General features: G+C 65.4%; 17 protein-coding genes and 1 pseudogene. 7 read left to right on the forward strand and 11 right to left on the reverse strand.

What is annotated here, in order from left to right; genetic code table 11:
* Window positions 1-47: 47 nt before the first annotated feature.
* The 4 genes from KXR83_RS06515 to KXR83_RS06530 all read right to left on the reverse strand — a co-directional run bounded on the left by KXR83_RS06515 (window position 48) and on the right by KXR83_RS06530 (window position 2,916).
* A complete protein-coding gene (locus KXR83_RS06515; protein ID WP_437424113.1) occupies window positions 48-458 on the reverse strand; it encodes a VOC family protein in 411 nt (136 codons plus the stop codon).
* A 16-nt stretch (window positions 459-474) separates the two neighbouring features.
* Window positions 475-750 (reverse strand): 2Fe-2S iron-sulfur cluster-binding protein, encoded by a 276-nt coding sequence (locus KXR83_RS06520; RefSeq protein WP_437424114.1) that lies wholly within the window; start codon window positions 748-750, stop codon window positions 475-477.
* Window positions 750-1,745: an isopenicillin N synthase family dioxygenase gene (locus KXR83_RS06525; RefSeq protein WP_437424115.1), complete on the reverse strand. Its 996-nt coding sequence runs from the start codon at window positions 1,743-1,745 to the stop codon at window positions 750-752. The genes KXR83_RS06520 and KXR83_RS06525 overlap by 1 nt, the downstream gene beginning before the upstream one ends.
* A 181-nt stretch (window positions 1,746-1,926) precedes the next feature.
* Window positions 1,927-2,916, reverse strand: coding sequence for an isopenicillin N synthase family dioxygenase (locus KXR83_RS06530; RefSeq protein WP_437424116.1), 990 nt, complete (start codon window positions 2,914-2,916; stop codon window positions 1,927-1,929).
* Window positions 2,917-2,968: 52 nt separating this feature from the next.
* Between KXR83_RS06530 and KXR83_RS06535 the strand changes: the two genes are divergently transcribed.
* From KXR83_RS06535 to KXR83_RS06545, 3 genes are all read left to right on the forward strand, one after another.
* Window positions 2,969-4,429 (forward strand): PucR family transcriptional regulator, encoded by a 1,461-nt coding sequence (locus tag KXR83_RS06535; RefSeq protein WP_437424117.1) that lies wholly within the window; start codon window positions 2,969-2,971, stop codon window positions 4,427-4,429.
* Between the two features lie 74 nt (window positions 4,430-4,503).
* On the forward strand, window positions 4,504-5,199 hold the full coding sequence (locus tag KXR83_RS06540; RefSeq protein WP_437424118.1) for a FadR/GntR family transcriptional regulator: 696 nt from the start codon (window positions 4,504-4,506) through the stop codon (window positions 5,197-5,199).
* Complete coding sequence (locus tag KXR83_RS06545) at window positions 5,196-6,425, forward strand: CynX/NimT family MFS transporter (RefSeq protein WP_437424119.1); 1,230 nt, start codon at window positions 5,196-5,198, stop codon at window positions 6,423-6,425. The genes KXR83_RS06540 and KXR83_RS06545 overlap by 4 nt, the downstream gene beginning before the upstream one ends.
* Window positions 6,426-6,434: 9 nt before the next feature.
* Here the strand turns inward: KXR83_RS06545 and KXR83_RS06550 are convergent, their stop codons facing one another.
* The gene (locus KXR83_RS06550; protein ID WP_437424120.1) at window positions 6,435-7,358 is read right to left on the reverse strand and encodes an oxygenase MpaB family protein; all 924 of its coding nucleotides are present in this window, start codon (window positions 7,356-7,358) and stop codon (window positions 6,435-6,437) included.
* A 77-nt stretch (window positions 7,359-7,435) separates the two neighbouring features.
* The gene (locus KXR83_RS06555; protein ID WP_437424121.1) at window positions 7,436-7,894 is read right to left on the reverse strand and encodes an O-acetyl-ADP-ribose deacetylase; all 459 of its coding nucleotides are present in this window, start codon (window positions 7,892-7,894) and stop codon (window positions 7,436-7,438) included.
* A gap of 17 nt (window positions 7,895-7,911) precedes the next feature.
* Between KXR83_RS06555 and KXR83_RS06560 the strand changes: the two are divergent.
* Window positions 7,912-8,130, forward strand: a pseudogene (locus KXR83_RS06560) (allophanate hydrolase subunit 2 family protein); the annotation flags it as partial.
* Window positions 8,127-8,948: a putative hydro-lyase gene (locus tag KXR83_RS06565; RefSeq protein ID WP_437424122.1), complete on the forward strand. Its 822-nt coding sequence runs from the start codon at window positions 8,127-8,129 to the stop codon at window positions 8,946-8,948. The pseudogene KXR83_RS06560 and the gene KXR83_RS06565, both read left to right, overlap by 4 nt.
* Here KXR83_RS06565 and KXR83_RS06570 read toward each other — a convergent pair.
* Window positions 8,945-10,264, reverse strand: coding sequence for a DUF222 domain-containing protein (locus KXR83_RS06570; RefSeq protein WP_437424123.1), 1,320 nt, complete (start codon window positions 10,262-10,264; stop codon window positions 8,945-8,947). The genes KXR83_RS06565 and KXR83_RS06570 overlap by 4 nt on opposite strands.
* 275 nt (window positions 10,265-10,539) lie before the next feature.
* Between KXR83_RS06570 and KXR83_RS06575 the strand changes: the two genes are divergently transcribed.
* Window positions 10,540-11,118, forward strand: a complete 579-nt coding sequence (locus KXR83_RS06575) for a TerD family protein (protein WP_437424124.1) — start codon at window positions 10,540-10,542, stop codon at window positions 11,116-11,118.
* A 31-nt stretch (window positions 11,119-11,149) separates the two neighbouring features.
* Window positions 11,150-12,067, forward strand: a complete 918-nt coding sequence (gene sigJ / locus KXR83_RS06580) for an RNA polymerase sigma factor SigJ (protein ID WP_437424125.1) — start codon at window positions 11,150-11,152, stop codon at window positions 12,065-12,067.
* 8 nt (window positions 12,068-12,075) lie between these two features.
* Here the strand turns inward: sigJ and KXR83_RS06585 are convergent, their stop codons facing one another.
* The 4 genes from KXR83_RS06585 to KXR83_RS06600 all read right to left on the reverse strand — a co-directional run bounded on the left by KXR83_RS06585 (window position 12,076) and on the right by KXR83_RS06600 (window position 17,248).
* Entirely contained in the window at window positions 12,076-13,545 is a 1,470-nt protein-coding gene (locus KXR83_RS06585; protein WP_437424126.1) for a flavin-containing monooxygenase, read from the reverse strand.
* A 32-nt stretch (window positions 13,546-13,577) separates the two neighbouring features.
* Window positions 13,578-14,702: an FO synthase gene (locus tag KXR83_RS06590; protein WP_437424127.1), complete on the reverse strand. Its 1,125-nt coding sequence runs from the start codon at window positions 14,700-14,702 to the stop codon at window positions 13,578-13,580.
* The gene (locus KXR83_RS06595) at window positions 14,699-16,417 is read right to left on the reverse strand and encodes an MFS transporter (RefSeq protein ID WP_437424128.1); all 1,719 of its coding nucleotides are present in this window, start codon (window positions 16,415-16,417) and stop codon (window positions 14,699-14,701) included. The genes KXR83_RS06590 and KXR83_RS06595 overlap by 4 nt, the downstream gene beginning before the upstream one ends.
* Window positions 16,418-16,507: 90 nt before the next feature.
* A complete protein-coding gene (locus tag KXR83_RS06600; RefSeq protein WP_437424129.1) occupies window positions 16,508-17,248 on the reverse strand; it encodes an alpha/beta fold hydrolase in 741 nt (246 codons plus the stop codon).
* Window positions 17,249-17,290 lie beyond the last annotated feature (42 nt).

A 17,290-nucleotide genomic window follows, 5' to 3' on the forward strand; every position in this document is an offset into this window, starting at 1 on the left:
GGATGTGATGATTCGACGGCACTGTCGAGGTGGGGCGGGAAGAAAACTCAGGAAGACTGTTCGAGCGTCAGGTGGTTGAGTCGAAAGGCGTTGCCGTCGGGGTCGAGCAGCACCGACTGCCAGGCCCCGTAGTACGTCCGGCCAGGTTCTTTCACGCAGGTTGCCCCGGCCGTCGTTGCGGCCGCGGTGACGGTGTCGACGTCGGCATCGGTGGGTAGTTCGAACGTCAGGAAGCTGCTCACTCCGTCCTGCTCATCCTGCGGGGCAACGAGATTGAGCATCGAGTAGGCGGTGGGGGCACTGAAGCCCAGGATGGTGTCGCCGATGCGCAGTCCCCGAAAGTGCTCCGAGCGCAGCTCGAGTACCTCGTCGAGTCCGAGCAGCTCACGGTAGAAGGTGCTGAGCTTTTCGATGTCCGCGCTGAACACGCTGGCAAACGACAGGCTGGTTGTCGTCATGGTCGGGCCCTTTCGATCAGAGGTCGAGCACCAGCCGATCCGAGGCGGATCGACTGACACAGAGGATGATTCGCTTACCTGCCGCCTTCGCCCGCTCGGACAGAACGGTGTCGCGGTGGTCAGGGGTGCCTTCGAGCACTGTGGCCACGCAGGCACCGCACTCACCCTGGAGACAGTTGAACTCGGCGGCGGGCACCACGTCGCGGACCACGGCCAACGCGGTCCGGTCGGCTGGTACCGTCACCACCCGCCCGGTGCGCCGCAGCTCGATCTCGAAGCTCGAGCCCGACATCAGCGAGGCGTGAGGGCGATCGTCTTGGCGAACTTCTCGGTGAGGTGGTCACCGGAACTGATCGGCCGGTACTTCGGCTCCTCCCCCGGCGCCAGGCACGTGGGCAGGCATTCGATCATCGCGTCGTAGTTCGGCTGGTGGAAGAACACCAGCGACATCCGTCGGGTGTCGCCGGTCGCGTCGGGCCGTGGCGTGCGCACACGGTGCCGGGTGGACGTCCACTGGTCGTTGGTCCACTGCGCCATCAGGTCTCCGATGTTGACCACCAGCGCACCCGGGATAACCGGGACCGGGATCCAGTCCCCGTCCATGGTGAACACCTCGAGTCCGCCGGGCGCCTCTTCCTGCCGGACGATGGTCAGGCTGCCGTAGTCGGTGTGGGCGCCTGCACGCATCTGACCCGGCTGGGGCGGTGTGGTCATGTGCGGGTAGTTGATGGCCCGGAGCATGCTGATGTCCTTGTCGATGGTGTCGACAAAATAGTCGGGATCGAGTCCGAGTCCGCGGGCGAAGGCACTCATCAGGTTGCGGGAGAGGTCGTTCATCGCGCGGAAGTACGTGCTCCAGGCCTCTTCCATCTCCGCCGGACGTTGCGGCCACTGGTTCGGCAGGAAGTGCGGACCTGCGTTCTCCACCGAGAAGTAGGGGTCGTCGCGATCGAAGTCGACCGGGCCCACATCGAACTTCTCATGCAGGTCACGCGGCTGATGCACGTCCTCGCTGTACGAGAACGCCTGTTCCCCGATGGACGAGTAACCGCGCACGGTGTCCGGGCTCGGCTGTGCAACGTGCCGCTTCTCGGCTTCGGGCAGCGAGAAGAACTCGTCGGATGTGCGGTACATGTCGGCGATCACCCGGGCGTCGATTCCATGATTGGTGATCTGGAAGAACCCGATCTCGCGGCATGCATGGTCGAGTTCGGCCGCCACCGCGGCCTTGGCGTTTTTGTCGTCTCCGTGCAGTGCGGAAATGTCGATCACCGGTACTACAGACATCTGCAGGCTCCTCACTTGTCGTCTGCATCAAGTCTGTTAGCGATGCCAGCAACCAACAAGAGCACCGATCACCGATAGTTCGCGCCGCCACCTGTCACATCACCACATCGGAAACACATGCGTAACAGTGGATTACGTGGACGTTTCCTGACGCACTCGAGACGTAACACCGCGATCGGCGTCAATCGGCGGTGCGCCGGCCGAATGTGGTCTGCCGTACGTACTTCTCGGCAAGGTGGTCGCCGGCACGCAGTGGGTCCGGTACGGCCGTCGGATCGGATGCCGCGAAGGGAGGCAAGGCCGCAACCGACACATCAAAGTTGGGATGTTGGTAGAAGGCGAAACTCAGGCGCGAGCTGTCGAAGGCCACCGACCGCGGCGGATTCGCCGTGCGGTGCAAGGTGGCCGGCCAATGATCACCGGTCCATTCCGCGAGCAGGTCACCGGTGAGCACCACCAACGTGGCCGGAGTGGTGGTGACCTCCAGCCATTCGCCGTCGGGGTCGAGTACCTGAAGGCCTCCCGGCGACGACTCCGCGGAGACCACGGTGAACGCGCCGTAATCCGTGTGGATGCCGGCGCGTGCCTGGTGGGCGAGGGGCGGTTCGGGTTGGGGTGGAAAGTACAGCCCGCGGAGCATGCTCATCTCGGTGTCGAACATCGGCGCAAAATGATCGGGCGGCAGACCGAACCCCTCGGCCGCCAGCGACAGCAGTTCGGCGCCGACCCGCTGCATGTGGCGGTAGTAGTCCTCCCACACCGCTCGGAACCCCTCAGGGGATCGCGGCCACAGATTCGGATAGGCCATCGGGCCGGCGCCGGGCTGCCCCACCGTCGGACCCGACACCGGGCCGATGTCCATCTTCTCTTTGAGGTCGCCGTGCGATTCCTCGTCGAGCGAGTAGGCCATCCCCTCGGATCCGAGTCCCGTCCAGCCGCGGACCTGCTCAGGCGCCGGCTGCCTCACGATTGCCTTCTCCTCGTCGGACAAGAGGAAGAACTGCCTGCTCACGCTGTACAGCTCGGTGAGCAACGAGGTGGGGATACGATGACCTGTGAGCAGGGCGTAGCCGGTGCGGGAGCAGGCGGTGTCGAGCAGCTCGATCTGGCGCGCCCTCGATTCGGGGTCGCGGGAGGCTTCGAGCAGGTCGACCGGCGGGATGGCGAGCACGCGACTACTCTGCCTGACGAACCTGCAGTGTGGTTCCCAGAGGAGGATCGACGTGCCGAACGGGAGAGCCACAGCGGCCGGGCTCGCCGAGGTCACCGGCGTCCAGATGGCCACCTCGCCCGTCGGAATCGACACGTCGATCACGTCGGTGATCGACCTGGCTGACGCACGAGACCACCTCACGCTTGACCAGGCCGTTGTGACCGTGGAATGGAAGCCCACCCGGCCCAGCGGCCCCCTTCCAGATCTGTTGCCGATCCTGGACCCGGTGCTGGTGAAGAAACCCGTGGCAGTACTGGTCAGCCCCATCCGCCCGGTCAATCCGCCCCGGCAGCTGGTGGCTCGCGCCGAGCGGGCGGGTGTGTGCCTGTTGTGGAACAGCGCCCTGGTGCCGCATGCGGATCTTGTTGTGTCCTTCGAACGGCAGCTGCAGCAGTCGGGCGAGGTACCTTCCGAGACCGGGCCACGCGCCGCGTCCGTTCCCGACGACATCCTTGCCGCTGCCGACGACCTCGACGGACTGCTCGATGTCCTCGGCCGGTTCCTCGGCGCCGACCTGCAGCTCTCCGACGTAGCGGGCCCGGCCGATCCCGACGTCACGTCGGTGCGATTGTCTGCGGCGTCGGTGGGCGGACCCGTACTGGAGGTTCGCCGCGACAACGCCCTCACCCCAGACGAACTCGTGATCCTGACGACGCTCGCGCCCGTCTTTCGCCTGCACGCCAGGCTCGCCGACACAGCCACCGACGAAGCCGCCGCGGAGATCGCCCGCAATCTCAAACACATCCTTGGCGACGACCTCGTGCAACGCGAGATGAGCTTGCGCAAGAGCCGGCGGTTGTCGTTGTTCCCGCGCCATCGCGTCGTCTGTCTGGGCATCGAACCGTTCGGCATCTCGGTGGACTTGAACGGTCTGCAGCAGCTCAGAACGGCAATGACACCGGTGGCCCTGCGATTCGATCCCGACTCGATCACCATCGTCAATTCCGGCACCGTGGTCGTGATGATCCGTGCGACAGTCGATTTCGATGCCCTCGCCCGTGCGCTGTACCGGTCGGTGCAGGTTCCGCTGGCGGTCGGCTCAAGCGACGAGGTCGACGATCCTCGCAGCTATCCGAGTTCGTTCCGGCAGGCCGGCCGTGCCGTGGCGGTCGGCAGACGCGTCGGCGCGATCAACCGGGTGACCAGATACCGCGACCTGGGTGTGCTCGGCCTGCTCTACCAACTGCCCGAACACGCACGCCGCAGTTTTGTGGCCGAGACACTGGGCTCGGTCGCCGGCCCTACACCGGACGGTCTCGATCAACGGCGAATCCTGCGAGTGCTGCGGTCCACCGATTGCAACATCACCGAATCCGCTCGGGAGCTGTACATCCACCCCAACACGCTTCGTAGCCGGATTGCCCGGATCGAGCAGATCACCGGACCCTTCATGAATGAACCGGAACGGCGGCTGACAATTTTCACCGCTCTGTCGATGTTCTCGCTGGACAACAACGTCGAAGGCGAGTAATCCGCCCCTTCCCGACCATTGGGCGCTCGCCACCATCAAACATGGGATGTTAGGTTGTTTCAATGCGAACGGAGATGACCCAGGCACCCGTCGAGGCGGCGTCGATCACTCGGCCGAGACGAACGAGCGAACTCGTCGTGGAGCAAATGCAGGAGTTGATCCGGTCGGGCGAGTGGGCAGTCGGCGCCAGGATCCCCGCTGAGCCCGAGTTGGTGACCCAGCTCGGTGTCGGGCGCAACACCGTTCGGGAAGCCGTTCGCGCGCTGGAACATTCGGGTTTCCTGGAGCCCCGGCGCGGCGATGGTACATATGTGCGCAGCCGCAATCTCCTGGCCGCCGCCATCGGCCGGTGCGTGGAGAACACCGAGATCCTGGAGCTGCTGCAGGTGCGGCGCGCCCTCGAGCGCGAAGCCGCACGCTCGGCAGCGTCCACTAGGACCGACGATGACGTACGGGAACTCGACCGACTATTGTCCGAGATGCGCGAGGCATTCGACGCCGACGACCTGGGGCGATACATCAACGCGGACATCGCCTTTCACACCGCCATCATCACGGCCTCGGGCAATGGGTTCCTCGGTGAGCTCTACGCCGGAGTCGCCGAGGTGATGGCACGCACCCATGCGACCGTCATAGCGGCCGACGCCCAATCACACCCACATCCGACCGGACATGCCGAAGTGGTCGCAGCCATCCGGGATCGCGACCCGGTGGCGGCAGAGGCGGCTGTCGCCTGCTACCTCGACCGCTCGATCGAGGTCCTCTCATGACTGGTCCCCTCACGGATCCGGGAAGTACCGCTGTCGCGGTGGGTCCTCCGTCGACGTCCCCGCGACGGCCCGGCCGCAGCGCGGCGATCTTCGCCGGCCTCGCGATCATGGTGGTGGCAGCGAACTTACGGCCTGCTGTGGTGGCCGTGGCTCCCCTTGTCGACGACATCAAGGCTTCTGAGGGCTTCAGCAGTGCCACCGCCGGGTTGCTGACCACCCTTCCGGTGTTGTTCTTCGGGCTGGTGTCGCCGATCGCGCCGCGGCTCGTCCGCCGGTTCGGTATCGAACGCACGGTGTTCGGGGCAATGCTCCTGTTGCTCAGTGCAATACTGCTCCGTCTCGTTCCCTCGGTCCCGGCGCTCTTTGCCGGATCGGCGTTGGCCGGCGTTGCGATCGGCATCTGCAACGTGGTGCTGCCGGCATTGATCAAACGGGACTTCGCGCACCGATCGGGGTTGATGACCGGTCTCTACTCGATGACGCTGTCCGGCGGCGCGGCCCTGGCAGCGGGCCTGACGGTTCCTATCTACACGGCGGTCGATGAGCAGTGGCGCATCGCCTTGGCATCGTGGTCGCTGCTGACCGTTGTCGGGCTCGTCCTGTGGATTCCGCAACTCTCACGCAAGCACCGGATGGGCGCCCGACCCGCACTTCCTTCGTTGTGGCGCAACAAGATCGCTTGGGCGATCACCATCTACATGGGTGCACAGTCGCTGATCTTCTACACGTTCACCGCGTGGCTTCCCGAGTACCTGATCGATGGGGGCATGGCCAAGTCTGCAGCCGGCGGTTTGCTGGCGCTGGCCCAGACCGTCGCACTGCTCATGTCGCTGGTGGTTCCCATCATCGCCGGGCATTTCCGCGGACAGCGTGCGATCACCCTGGCAGCGTGCGTGGTGAGTGCAGTCGGGTTCGCCGGACTCATCGGTACCGACCACTGGACCGCGTTCTGGGTGATCTGTGTGGCTGCCGGGCCGGGGGCGTCGATCAGTTTGGCGCTGTTGTTCATGGTGTTGCGCAGCTCGAGTCCCGCCCAGACCGGGCAGATATCGGGGATGGCACAGGCCGTCGGCTACTGCCTCGCTGCAGCCGGTCCCTTGGCCATCGGCGCCTTGCATGACATCAGCGGTTCGTGGACGCTGGCCATGGGGGTGCTGAGTCTTGCCCTGGTGCCACAGGCGCTGTCAGCTCTCCTCGCCGCAAAAGACGTCAAGATGCCTGCGTGAGTTGCCCGCTCACTTGGCGAGGGTGGCTGAAGCTGCCTGCCCCGAAGCCACCGAAGACGAATCGACGTGCGCCACAGGGCATCCACGGGGGAATGTGCCGAGCGTGGTGACGTCGTAGCCATCTGGGTAGGTACGGATGTTCGGGAGGTCGCGGGCATGCAACGGCTCCTTACGGACGGGGAACCAGCGGACCAACCGGCCCCTGGCACGAAGCGCTGCGCGCGACACGGCTCGGACAACCCTCGGCGGATGCCGGTAACCGAACGCATCGAGTAGGGCGTCGTCCATCAACGACCGCGCGAAGATGTTGATCAACCAGGCCGGGGCCTTGTCATTCGGCGGGAACGTGGTCATCAGGGCCAGCGTCGAATCGGCGACCTTGCGCGCACCGTCGTTGTAGGCGAAGTTCTTCTGCTCGTAATCGTCGAGGAAGTGCTCGAACTCGGTGTAGGTGGCCGGAATTTGCTTGATCCCCATCAGGTTTCCGAGACGGCGATAGTAGTTGGTGGCGGCCACCACCTCGTTGTGATTGAGCTGCCGCCACCCGTAGTCCTCGATCCAGCGCACCGGGGTGACCACGAATGTCGCGAGTACGTAGAGCATGTCGTCGTTCGAGATGTCGTAGGCGCCGTGCATCTGATTGATGCGGCGGATGCTCGTCCGCCCGGTCTCGCTGTCGAGTCCGTGTTCGAGCACGCCGTCGAGGAGCAGGGTGGTGTCGTCGTAGCGCTTCTGGACTTTGTCGGTGAACTCTCCGGTGTCGAACAGCAGCTGGCCCACGGACGGCACCGCGTACGTCCGGAACAGCGCAAAGCTCAATGCCTGGTTGATGTCCCACGGGAACTCGATGGTCGCGAGCAGCCGGTTGATCTCCTCGAAGTCCTTCTCGGGGTCGAGCTGGCTGGTCTTGGAGCGCACTGCGTACCGGTTCATGGGGCCTCCTGTGGTGCCGGTCACTATGACCTGCTGACAGCTTAGCCCCGGTACCGAGTGTTCATCAGCCGACCCGGTCAGCCGACATAACGCCTGCTCAACTCGGCGATCTCGCGCGAGAAGGCCACGAGAGTCACCAAGTCCACGTTCACTTCAGCCGTTTTGATGGCGTGAACCTGTCGGGACACCGCGTCGGCGACGGGCCACCCGTATGCACCGGCCGAGATCAACGGGAAGGCGATAGATGTCGCCCCCAATGACCGAGCCAGCAGCAGGCTGCGCTGATAACACGCCCGCAGGTCGGCCGACCGGTCGTGACGGGTCGAGTAGCGCGGCCCCACCGTGTGGATCACCCACTTCGCCGGGAGTCTTCCCGCCGTGGTCGCCACCACGGCCCCCACACCGAGGCCGTCCGGAAGTGTTGTTGCACGGATGAGCCGGCACTCATCGAGTATCTCGGGCCCGCCCACGCGGTGGATTGCGCCGTCGACACCACCGCCGCCCAACATTGACGAGTTCGCAGCGTTGACGATCACGTCGGCTCGCGTGGGCGCGTGGGCTTTCGCATCGCGACCCCGACCGTCAGTTGCCCAGCGAGGGCATGGTGCGAGGAGCGATTCAGGTACCTCCGAGTGGCCAACCGGTGGTGTTCCTCGCCGACCATCCGGTCACCGGCGGCTATCCCGTGGTCGCCGTGTTGATCGACGAGGACGTCGATCGCGCCGCCCAGATCCGCCCTGGCCAGTCGGTGCGCCTCCATTGGACTCGATGACCAACGTGTTCGCTCGACAGGAGTTCCAGATGACATCGCCCACAGCCATCACCCCATCGGCTGCCCGAAAGTTGTTCCGCGACGGGCTGATCACCCCCACCGCGGGTTGGTCACCCGGATTTACGCAGGCCAACTTGTTGACCCTTCCGCGCGCCGACGCCTACGACTTCCTGCTGTTCGCGCAGCGCAATCCGAAGTCGTGCCCGGTCCTCGATGTGTTGGATGCCGGCGAGGTGACCGGACCGATGCTGGGTGCGGAAGGCGACATCCGCACAGACGTGCCGCTGTACCGGATCTATGAAAACGGCGAACTGGTCGACGAGGCAACGGACGTGACGCCGTGGTGGCGGGAAGATCTGGTCTCGTTCTTGATCGGGTGCAGCTTTACGTTCGAGGCTGCCTTGATCGAGGCCGGCGTACCCGTGCGACACATCGAACAGGGATCAAATGTGCCGATGTACAAGACCTCTCAGCGTTGCCGCCCGGCCGGGAGTCTCTCTAGTCCGCTGGTGGTATCGATGCGGCCGGTACCAGCAGAATTGGTCGCAACCGCAGTACGGGTGACGTCGCGATATCCCGCGGTTCACGGTGCCCCGCTTCATATCGGCGACCCCGCCGCACTCGGAATCTATGACATCGACCAGCCCGACTTCGGCGACGCCGCGGACATTCGCCGGGGTGAGATTCCGGTGTTCTGGGGTTGCGGTGTCACCCCGCAGGCCGCCGTGATGGAGTCGCGGCCGGCGTTGGCGATTGGTCATGCACCGGGCCACATGGTGATCACCGACGTGCGTGACAGCCAGTACCTTGTGCCCTAGCGGCCCAGACCGTGTGGTCGGGTGACGTAGGTCTGTCCGTATTGAGTTGTCCACGTGATGGTTCGGTCTGAGTGCATTCGGGCCATCCAGTAGCCGAGTGTTTTGCGCTTGTGGTCGGGGCGACAGATGGGGGCGAGGTTTTCTTCGATGGTCCAACCACCCGATCGGGGGTCGGCGTGGTTAAACGGGATGATGTGGTCGATCTCGCACTCTGATGCCGGTGTGGAACATCCGGGCGTGCGGCAGGTGCCGTCGCGGGCAATGATCATCTCGCGCAGCGCCTGTGAAGGTTGATAGGTCAACGCGCCTGGTGGTGGTTCGGTGAGCCCGCCGTGCCCGTCGGGTGGGAGCAGTCCCGGTGGTGGGGCCGTGATTCCGGGTTGCCGGTGTCGGCCTCGGGCGAATTGCTCGGCTTCCCGGAACAAGCCCTGCCACGTCGCATCAGCGGCGAGCTCGCGTGCCAACGCGGGGTCGATGACGCCGTATCCGTCGATGGTGGGGACTTGTCCGATCAGCCCGGCCAATGTGGCTGCGTCGGTGATGATTTTGACCATCGGCTTGGGTGGGGCGGGTAAGGGTTCGCGGTGCTTCTCTGGGCATTGGTCGCGTTCGCAGGCGCAGTCGAGTTGTTGATGGCCGCGCATGACGGCGACAAATGCGTCGGCCCGTCGCTGGCTGGGCTGCCGACGGTCGCGGGCGCAGACCGTGCCCGCGACTGCGGTGATCCGGGCGTCGAGTTCGGAGGCTTCGGCTGCGGTGATGGTCGCGGAGATGTGTGCGAGGCCGTTGAGGTCGCGGGAGGATCGGTAGTCGCGGTGCGGTTCCATCGCTTTGCGTCGTTCTGCTGCCCCGTCGGGATCGGCAGCAATCACCATCCGGTCGAGTTCGCTACGCAGGACGGAGCGTGAGAGTCCCTGCTGTGCAATAAGAATGGCTTCGGCTTCGAGTTGCGACAGCAGTTCATCACTCAGGGCCTGGAGCGCGGTGACGATCTCGCGTACATGAGTGAACCCGATGTCGCCTTCTTCGAACGCCGCACGTGTGCCGTGGAAGCGATCGCGGAGTTGCAGGCCATTGTCGATGTAGACACCAGCCATCGTGCGTGAGATGTCGAGTAGCAGGGACACCTCAACGACCGGTATGCGGGCGGCCTTGTCCAGGTCCCCTGACACGGCCAATTCTTCGTGCACCCGCAGCGTCGCCAGCTCGACAACGTCAGCGATCGTGCGCGCGAAACGCCGATTCACCTCGCGCGGAACAGCTCTCAGATCCTCGGCCAACTGCGTGACTCGAGTTCCCCCCTCGACCAACAACATGAACCTATTTTAGAGCAGGGGTCTGACAATTTCATCGAACATGTTCTGGCACAGACACTCTCGCGGGCACCGTGGCACACAACCCCGGACCAGACATCACATCCGGCCATCAAAGCACGACTTCCGTGCACTCAGGCACATCACCCGCTGGAGCATGGGTCAGGGAACGATGGAGTCCACATAGCCGCCGTCTACTCGAACAGCGGCGCGCGGCCATCGGTACTCTTGGAAGGGATGGTTTGCGTGCCAAAGAACCCGCTCCAAGGAGGATGACGATGTCTGTGAGCCTGGCCAAAGGCGGAAACGTCTCGCTGAGCAAGGAAGCCCCCAATCTGACCGCGGTGAGTGTCGGACTCGGATGGGATGTCCGATCCACGACCGGCGCCGACTACGACCTCGACGCCAGCGCCCTTGCGATCAACGCGAACCGACGCGTGGTGAACGACTCGTTCTTTGTGTTCTACAACAACCTGCGCTCCCCTGACGGCGCCATCGAGCACACGGGAGACAACCGCACCGGCGAGGGCGAGGGCGACGACGAGACGATCACCGTCGATTTGAAGGCCCTGTCGCCGGACGTCGACTCCATCATCTTCCCGGTCACCATCCATGAGGCCGATACCCACGGCCAGAGCTTCGGCCAGGTACACGGCGCTTTCATCCGAGTGGTCAACCGGGCCGACGGGCGAGAGCTGGCACGCTACGACCTGAGCGAGGACGCGTCGACGGAGACCGCCATGGTGTTCGGTGAGATCTACCGGCGCGGCGGCGAATGGAAGTTCCGGGCGGTGGGCCAAGGTTATGCATCAGGACTTGCCGGCATCGCCCGCGATTACGGCGTCAACATCGCCTGAGGATCGCCCGCCGCCCGCCTACGATCACTTCATGCCGAGTCTTGCCGATCGATTCCAAGATCAACGCACTCGCCTGCTCTCGGTGGGATATCGGATCACCGGGAGCGTGACGGACGCCGAGGACGCCGTGCAGGAGTCGTGGCTGCGTCTCGCCGATGCCGATCTCGACTCGATCAACGACCTCGGCGCTTGGCTGACCACAGTAGTGGGCCGAATCTGCCTTGACCGCTTGCGTTCGGCTGCCGTACGTCGGGAACACTATGCGGGACAATGGCTTCCCGAGCCCATCGTCACCACGCTGCAGTCCCGCGACCTGGACGACCCACTGCAGGCCGTTGTCGCCGCCGAAGAGAGCCGGTACGCCGCGATGGTTGTACTCGAGACACTGGGTCCCGCGATGCGGGTGGCATTCGTGATGCACGACGGCTTCGGCGTGCCCTTCGCTGAGATCGGCGCCCTCCTGGGCGTTCAGACGGCCACGGCCCGCAAACTGGCCTCACGGGCCAGAAGGATTGTCTCCGGAGGTCCGCCGTCGGTCCTGGAGACCGAACAGGCCGACGCAGTGCAACGCCTCGTCGCCGCGTTGGCCTCGGGTGATGTCGAATCAGTTGTGGCAGCACTTGATCCGGACGCCATGATCGTCGGTGATGCGAACCGCACCACCCCGACAGCGGTCAAACCCATCCACGGTGCGGACGGCGTCGCGCGTTTCCTGCTGGCGTTGGTACGACGGTACGGAGAGTCGTTCCTGTCCGAGCAGATCCCGGTGCTCGTCAACGGCGAACTCGGCGCGTACAGCACCGGATGGGACGCAGTCGGTGACCGTCGCGCATCCCCGGCTCGCGCCAGTTGCTTCGTGGTCCGCGACGGCCGTGTGGCGGCCATCTACGACATCGCCGACCCCGAAAAACTGAAGGCGGTACCGGATGTAAGCCCACCTGAACCGTGAGAGCGGAGTCAGGAAACCCGGCAATCGTGGCCGACGCCGACCGCACTGACCGTCTCATAACGCTGCGGATCGAAAGTACCGTTGCGTTCCCGGAACGAGCGACCGGTACCGGGCCACAGCAGGGTCAACCTGCCGCTCTGGGGGTCGAGATACCAACTGCTGCAACCACTGAGCCATACCGTCGACGCACTGCGCTCGTCGATCTCCCGCGTGTAGTCGCGTTCGGCGTCCGCCGACACCTCGAGCGCCAACCCACTGTTTCGCCATAGGTGGTCCAGGGCACCCAGGACGTAGTCGATCTGTGTCTCGATCATGTAGATGGCGGAGTTGTGGCCGAGGGCCGCGTTGGGGCCGTCCAGCACGAACATGTTCGGGAAGCCGCTGACCGCCGTGGACGCATACGACACCATTCCCTCGCCCCAGTGGTCCGAGAGCAGTTCACCGTCCACACCCGCGACCTTCTCGGCGAACGCGGGCCTGGCCGCCTCGAAACCCGTGGCCATGACCACGACGTCGAGTTTGTAGGAACGCCCGCTGGCAGCGACCACCGAGTCGCCGTCGAACGCAGCGAGTGCAGATGGTTCCAGCGTCACCGACGGCCTGGTCAGCGCCGGATAGAACTCGTCACTGAGAAGTATTCGCTTACAACCGATCTCATAGTCCGGCGTCAAGGCCGCGCGGAGATCCGGATCGACGACCTGAGCACTCAGATGCCCAAGCGCTCGGGCCCGGATCTCATCGATGTCCGGCCGGAGCCCCCGACGCTGGGCAAACGCTTTGTCGGCCTCGGTGAAGAGCTCTTCCCTCAAGCGGTCTGCGTTCGCCTTCACCTGCAATTGCACCCGCTCGGTCTCGCTGTAGCGGCGGTCGCCCCGCGGCACCACATAGGGCGCGCTCCGGGAGAACACCACGAGCTCTCCGGCCCGCTCAGCGAGGTGTGGCGTGAGTTGAACCGCCGATGCCCCCGTGCCCACGATGCCGACGCGTGCGCCGTCGATCGGAGCTTTGTCATCCCACTGGGCGGTGTGAAAAACATTGCCCGAGAAGGTGTCAGAGCCGCTGACCTCAGGCATGAGCGGGTCGGCCAACCGGCCGACAGCCACCACGAGGACACGTGCTCGCACCTCTCCGGCGTTGGTCGCCACCAGCCAGCAGAGCTGATCCGGAAGCCATCGTGCCTGCGTCACATCGGTGTTCAGGTGCAGGTGAGGCGCAAGACCTTCGTCGGCCACCGCACGGGACAGATAGTCGTGGATCTCGGGCCCGGACGCGAAGAGTGAGGTCCAGTCACCGGGGGGCCGGAACGAATACGAGTAGACGTGCGCGGGCACATCGCATGCGACACCCGGGTAGTGGTTGTCCCGCCAGGTGCCGCCCACCGAATCGCCGCGTTCGAGGATGACGAAGCTCTCCCGGTCGGCCCGAGCCAGCCGAATGGCCAGTCCCAACCCCGCGAACCCGGCACCGACAATCGCCACGTCGACGCAGTGTGGCAAGGAGAACGATGAGGTCACGCGAAGACCCGTCGCAACACTTCGACCCGCTCGGCGGGTGGGTCCTCGTAGAGAGTGGTGCGCTGACGCGGTGTCCGGCCGAGCTCGGAGCCCAACGCCGTCACATCCTCGGGTGATAGCTCTCTGCCGCTCTCGGGCCCCGCGTCGGGGCGAAGCGTTCCGTCCATCAGGACGCCGCCGACATCGTCGGCACCGCCGCGGAGCACCGCACGCAGCGCATCGGCGTCGAGCTTGGTCCACGCGGCCTGCACGTGGTCGATGGTGCCGAGCATCATCAGGCGTGCCACCGCATGTACCGCGCGGGTCTCGCGGAGCGTGGGGCCCTGGACCGCTTGGTCCCGGACGTGGGGTGGGGCGTTCTCGGGCAGCATCGGCATGAGGATGAGTTCGGTGAAGCCGGACGTGCGGTGCTGAATGTCGGCCAGCAGACGCAGGTGGGCCACCTGGTGAATCGGGTCCTCGACGTGCCCGTAGAGCATCGTCGCGGTCGACTTCAGACCCGTCTGATGGGCGGTGATGATCGTGTCCACCCACGCGGCGACCGACAACCCGCGGCCATCAGGTGACAGGGCGCGGCGCACGTGGTCGTCGAGTACCTGCGCCGCAGTGCCGGGCACGGTGTCGAGGCCCGCCTCACGGGCTGACCGGAGAAACTCGCCGGCGGTCACGTCGAGTCGGGTCGCGGCGTCGAACACCTCTGTCGCGCGGTAGGCGTGCAGATGGATCTCGGGCGCGACCGCTTTGATCCGCGCGATCAGCTCCAGGTATCGGGTGGCGGGTTCGGTGGGAGGAACCGGACCCTGCAGGCAGATCTCTGTGGCGCCGAGTTCCCAGGCCTCGGCGACGAGGTCTTCCAGGCTCGCGTCGCCACTGTCGGCCAGCACGGCGGCCGTCTCGAAGTTGCGGTTGGCGACGAAGGTGAGGTCGTTTCCGGTGGTCTCACTTCGGGCTGTATTGGCCAGGGCACACAGTTCGTCCAGCTCAGGACCGTCGGCCTGCAGGAGATAGCTCCACTCCAGATCGTCGATCGCGCCGGGGTCACGAGCCAACCGTCGCAGAACCGGTTGCACCACAGCCGGCGGCATGTGGTGGTCGGCGGCCCATGACGATCGCAACTTCATCCCTTGACTGTAGAACCGTGCCGCAACTCCGCCCGTTCAGCGGTACCGTTCGGTTCGCCGACCTGGCCGATGTGGTCGCCGGCCCGCGCCGGATGGCGGCCGGTCCGGGGCCCGACCGCGAACAGCTGACGTTCGTCCTCGGTCGCGCCGGTCACCGTGTGCGACAACGCTGCGGTGATCAGCTGATGGTCCGAGTCCGTCCAGCGTTCGGTGGTCTGCCGCTTGTAATCGCTCCACGAGGGAACGGTGAACTGTTCCACCCGCAGCTCCGACTCGGCGCCATGGCGGTACAGACCCCAGGAGTATCCGCCGGTCCGGCGACGCGCTCTGCCGACAGCGATCATCGCCTCATCGAACCGGTCCAGCTCGCCCGGTCGCACCCGGTAGGTCACCGAGACCACAACGGGGCCGTCGTCGGGCTCGGGTCCGAACACCACCATCGGGGTGGGCCACGCGGTCGACACACCTCGCGGCAGCGTCCCGGTCTCCGGCCGCAGCGGTACCACGGCGACGCTGGCCGCAGCGGCGACGAGGAGGGCCGCCGAGATGAGCAACGCCGTGACAAAACCCGTGTGGGACGCAACCACACCCCAGACAAACGATCCGAGCGCCTGCGATCCCATGAACACAAGCAGATAGATGGACATCCCACGGGCCCGCACCCAGTGCGACAGCGACAGCTGGATCGCTGCGTTGAGCGTGGTGAGAGTTGCGATCCAGGCGGCTCCGGCCAACAGCAGCAGCGGCAGCACCGCCCACACCGGCAACACTCCGACCGCGACCACTCCGATCCCGTACGCGATCGCCGAGGCCGCGAGCAATGCGTTCGGAGACAACTTCTTCCGCAGGCGCGGATAGATCGCGACACCGGCCACCGCTCCGACACCGAGCATGCCCAGCACGAGGCCATAACCCGACGCCCCGAAATGCAGGCGCTCACTCGACGCCACGGGCAGCAGAGCCCAGAGGGCAGACGCCGGGAAGGCGAAGAGCGCCGACCGCAACATGATTCGCCGGACGATGGGTGCGGCGTGAACATAGTGCAGGCCGGTCACCAACGAGCGTCCGAGACGCTCGCGGTCGACGCCTGGAGTGTCGGGCGGCCGGCGCCACCACAGCAGTGCACCGATGATCGCCAGGAACGACACGGCGTTGATGCCGAACACCGCGGCCGGCCCGGCCGCAGCCACCACCACTCCGCCGATCGCCGGACCCACCGCACGCGCGGCGTTCACGGTGACGCTGCCCAGCGAGGAAGCCGCTGGGATCTGTTCCCGCGGAACGAGTTCTGGCTGAATCGCCTGCCAGGCCGGCGCCGACAGTGCCGAACCACATCCGAGCAGGAACGTCATCGCCAGCAACATCACGGGGGTCAACACATCGGTCCAGGCCAGGAATGTGGTGACGGCCGCAGCGACCGCTGTGTAGGTGCTGACCGCGATCAGCAGGCGCCTGCGATCGAGGAGATCGGCGAGGCCGCCGGCGGGCAACGCCAAGAACAGTGTGGGGAGCAGGCTCGCGGTCTGCACCAGCGCGACGATGGTGGCGCTGCTGCCATGCTCCACCAGGAACCACTGGGCCCCGACGGTCTGCATCCACAGACCGATGTTCGAGACGAGCTGGGCGATGAAGAGCCAGCGATAGATCTTGTTGCGCAGTGGCGCCCACGCAGACACCTGGGGCGTTGGCTCCACAGAGGTGGTCACAGCGCTCATCTTCTCGGACTCTCTCCTCAGCCGGTGATGGATGTTCAGAGACGGGAGCGCCGCCCAGGCCACGATCGGCCGGGGCGGCGCCTGGAGCCGTCACACGTTCGCGACGGCGCTTTCCTGGGTCACCGCAGTGACGGCCTCTTCGATGAGAGCGACGACCTCAGCCGGCTTGGCCAGCATCACCAGGTGGGGAGCGTCGAGTTCGACCACCTTCTTCAGACCTGCACGCTCGTATCCGAACCGCTCGACATCCGGGTTGATCGTGTGGTCGTTGCTGCTGACGATTCCCCACGCCGGCGTGGTCTTCCACGCCGCAACCGGTGCTGCTTCACCGAAGGCCGCGGCAGCCAGTGGTCGCTGCGACACCGCGAGCACCTCTGAGTCCTCCTGCGGGATCCCAGCTGCGAATACCGAAGGGAAGGCACTGATCTTCACCGAGACGTCGGTGCCGGGCTCGGCACCCTCGATCGGGAACGGTGAGTAGACGAGGTTGGCCGCGAGGTCCGAGTCGGGGAATCGGCCCTGGAGTTCGCCGAGGCTCTCCCCCTCTTCGAGTGCGTAGCCGGAGACGTACACCAGCCCGACGACGTTGTCCGCGGCCCCGGCCACGGTGATCACTGCGCCACCGTAGGAGTGGCCGACCAGAACCACTGGTCCGTCGATCTGCTCGACAAACGAGCGGATGTACGCCGAGTCACCGAGCAAGCTGCGGTTGGGAACCGGCGGCGCAAGAACGGTGTGGCCCTTGTCGAGCAGACGGCGGGTCACCGGGGACCAGCTAGCGGCGTCGGCGAATGCACCGTGGATGAGAACGATGGTGGGTGTTGCGGACATGAACGAACTCCGTTTGCCTAATGTGCTGAGAGAGTGGGGCCT

The sequence above is a fragment of the Williamsia muralis genome (assembly GCF_051487485.1).
Taxonomy (GTDB): domain Bacteria; phylum Actinomycetota; class Actinomycetes; order Mycobacteriales; family Mycobacteriaceae; genus Williamsia; species Williamsia muralis_B.

What these genes read in the sequence shown, in the direction of transcription:
- sigJ (WP_437424125.1), top strand. Translation starts at nt 11,150, where the DNA reads ATGCCGAGTCTTGCCGATCGATTCCAAGATCAACGCACTCGCCTGCTC.
- KXR83_RS06540 (WP_437424118.1), top strand. Translation starts at nt 4,504, where the DNA reads ATGACCCAGGCACCCGTCGAGGCGGCGTCGATCACTCGGCCGAGACGA.
- KXR83_RS06515 (WP_437424113.1), bottom strand. Translation starts at nt 458, where the DNA reads ATGACGACAACCAGCCTGTCGTTTGCCAGCGTGTTCAGCGCGGACATC.
- KXR83_RS06590 (WP_437424127.1), bottom strand. Translation starts at nt 14,702, where the DNA reads ATGAAGTTGCGATCGTCATGGGCCGCCGACCACCACATGCCGCCGGCT.
- KXR83_RS06545 (WP_437424119.1), top strand. Translation starts at nt 5,196, where the DNA reads ATGACTGGTCCCCTCACGGATCCGGGAAGTACCGCTGTCGCGGTGGGT.
- KXR83_RS06550 (WP_437424120.1), bottom strand. Translation starts at nt 7,358, where the DNA reads ATGAACCGGTACGCAGTGCGCTCCAAGACCAGCCAGCTCGACCCCGAG.
- KXR83_RS06570 (WP_437424123.1), bottom strand. Translation starts at nt 10,264, where the DNA reads ATGTTGTTGGTCGAGGGGGGAACTCGAGTCACGCAGTTGGCCGAGGAT.
- KXR83_RS06525 (WP_437424115.1), bottom strand. Translation starts at nt 1,745, where the DNA reads ATGTCTGTAGTACCGGTGATCGACATTTCCGCACTGCACGGAGACGAC.
- KXR83_RS06565 (WP_437424122.1), top strand. Translation starts at nt 8,127, where the DNA reads ATGACCAACGTGTTCGCTCGACAGGAGTTCCAGATGACATCGCCCACA.
- KXR83_RS06600 (WP_437424129.1), bottom strand. Translation starts at nt 17,248, where the DNA reads ATGTCCGCAACACCCACCATCGTTCTCATCCACGGTGCATTCGCCGAC.
- KXR83_RS06520 (WP_437424114.1), bottom strand. Translation starts at nt 750, where the DNA reads ATGTCGGGCTCGAGCTTCGAGATCGAGCTGCGGCGCACCGGGCGGGTG.
- KXR83_RS06575 (WP_437424124.1), top strand. Translation starts at nt 10,540, where the DNA reads ATGTCTGTGAGCCTGGCCAAAGGCGGAAACGTCTCGCTGAGCAAGGAA.
- KXR83_RS06595 (WP_437424128.1), bottom strand. Translation starts at nt 16,417, where the DNA reads ATGAGCGCTGTGACCACCTCTGTGGAGCCAACGCCCCAGGTGTCTGCG.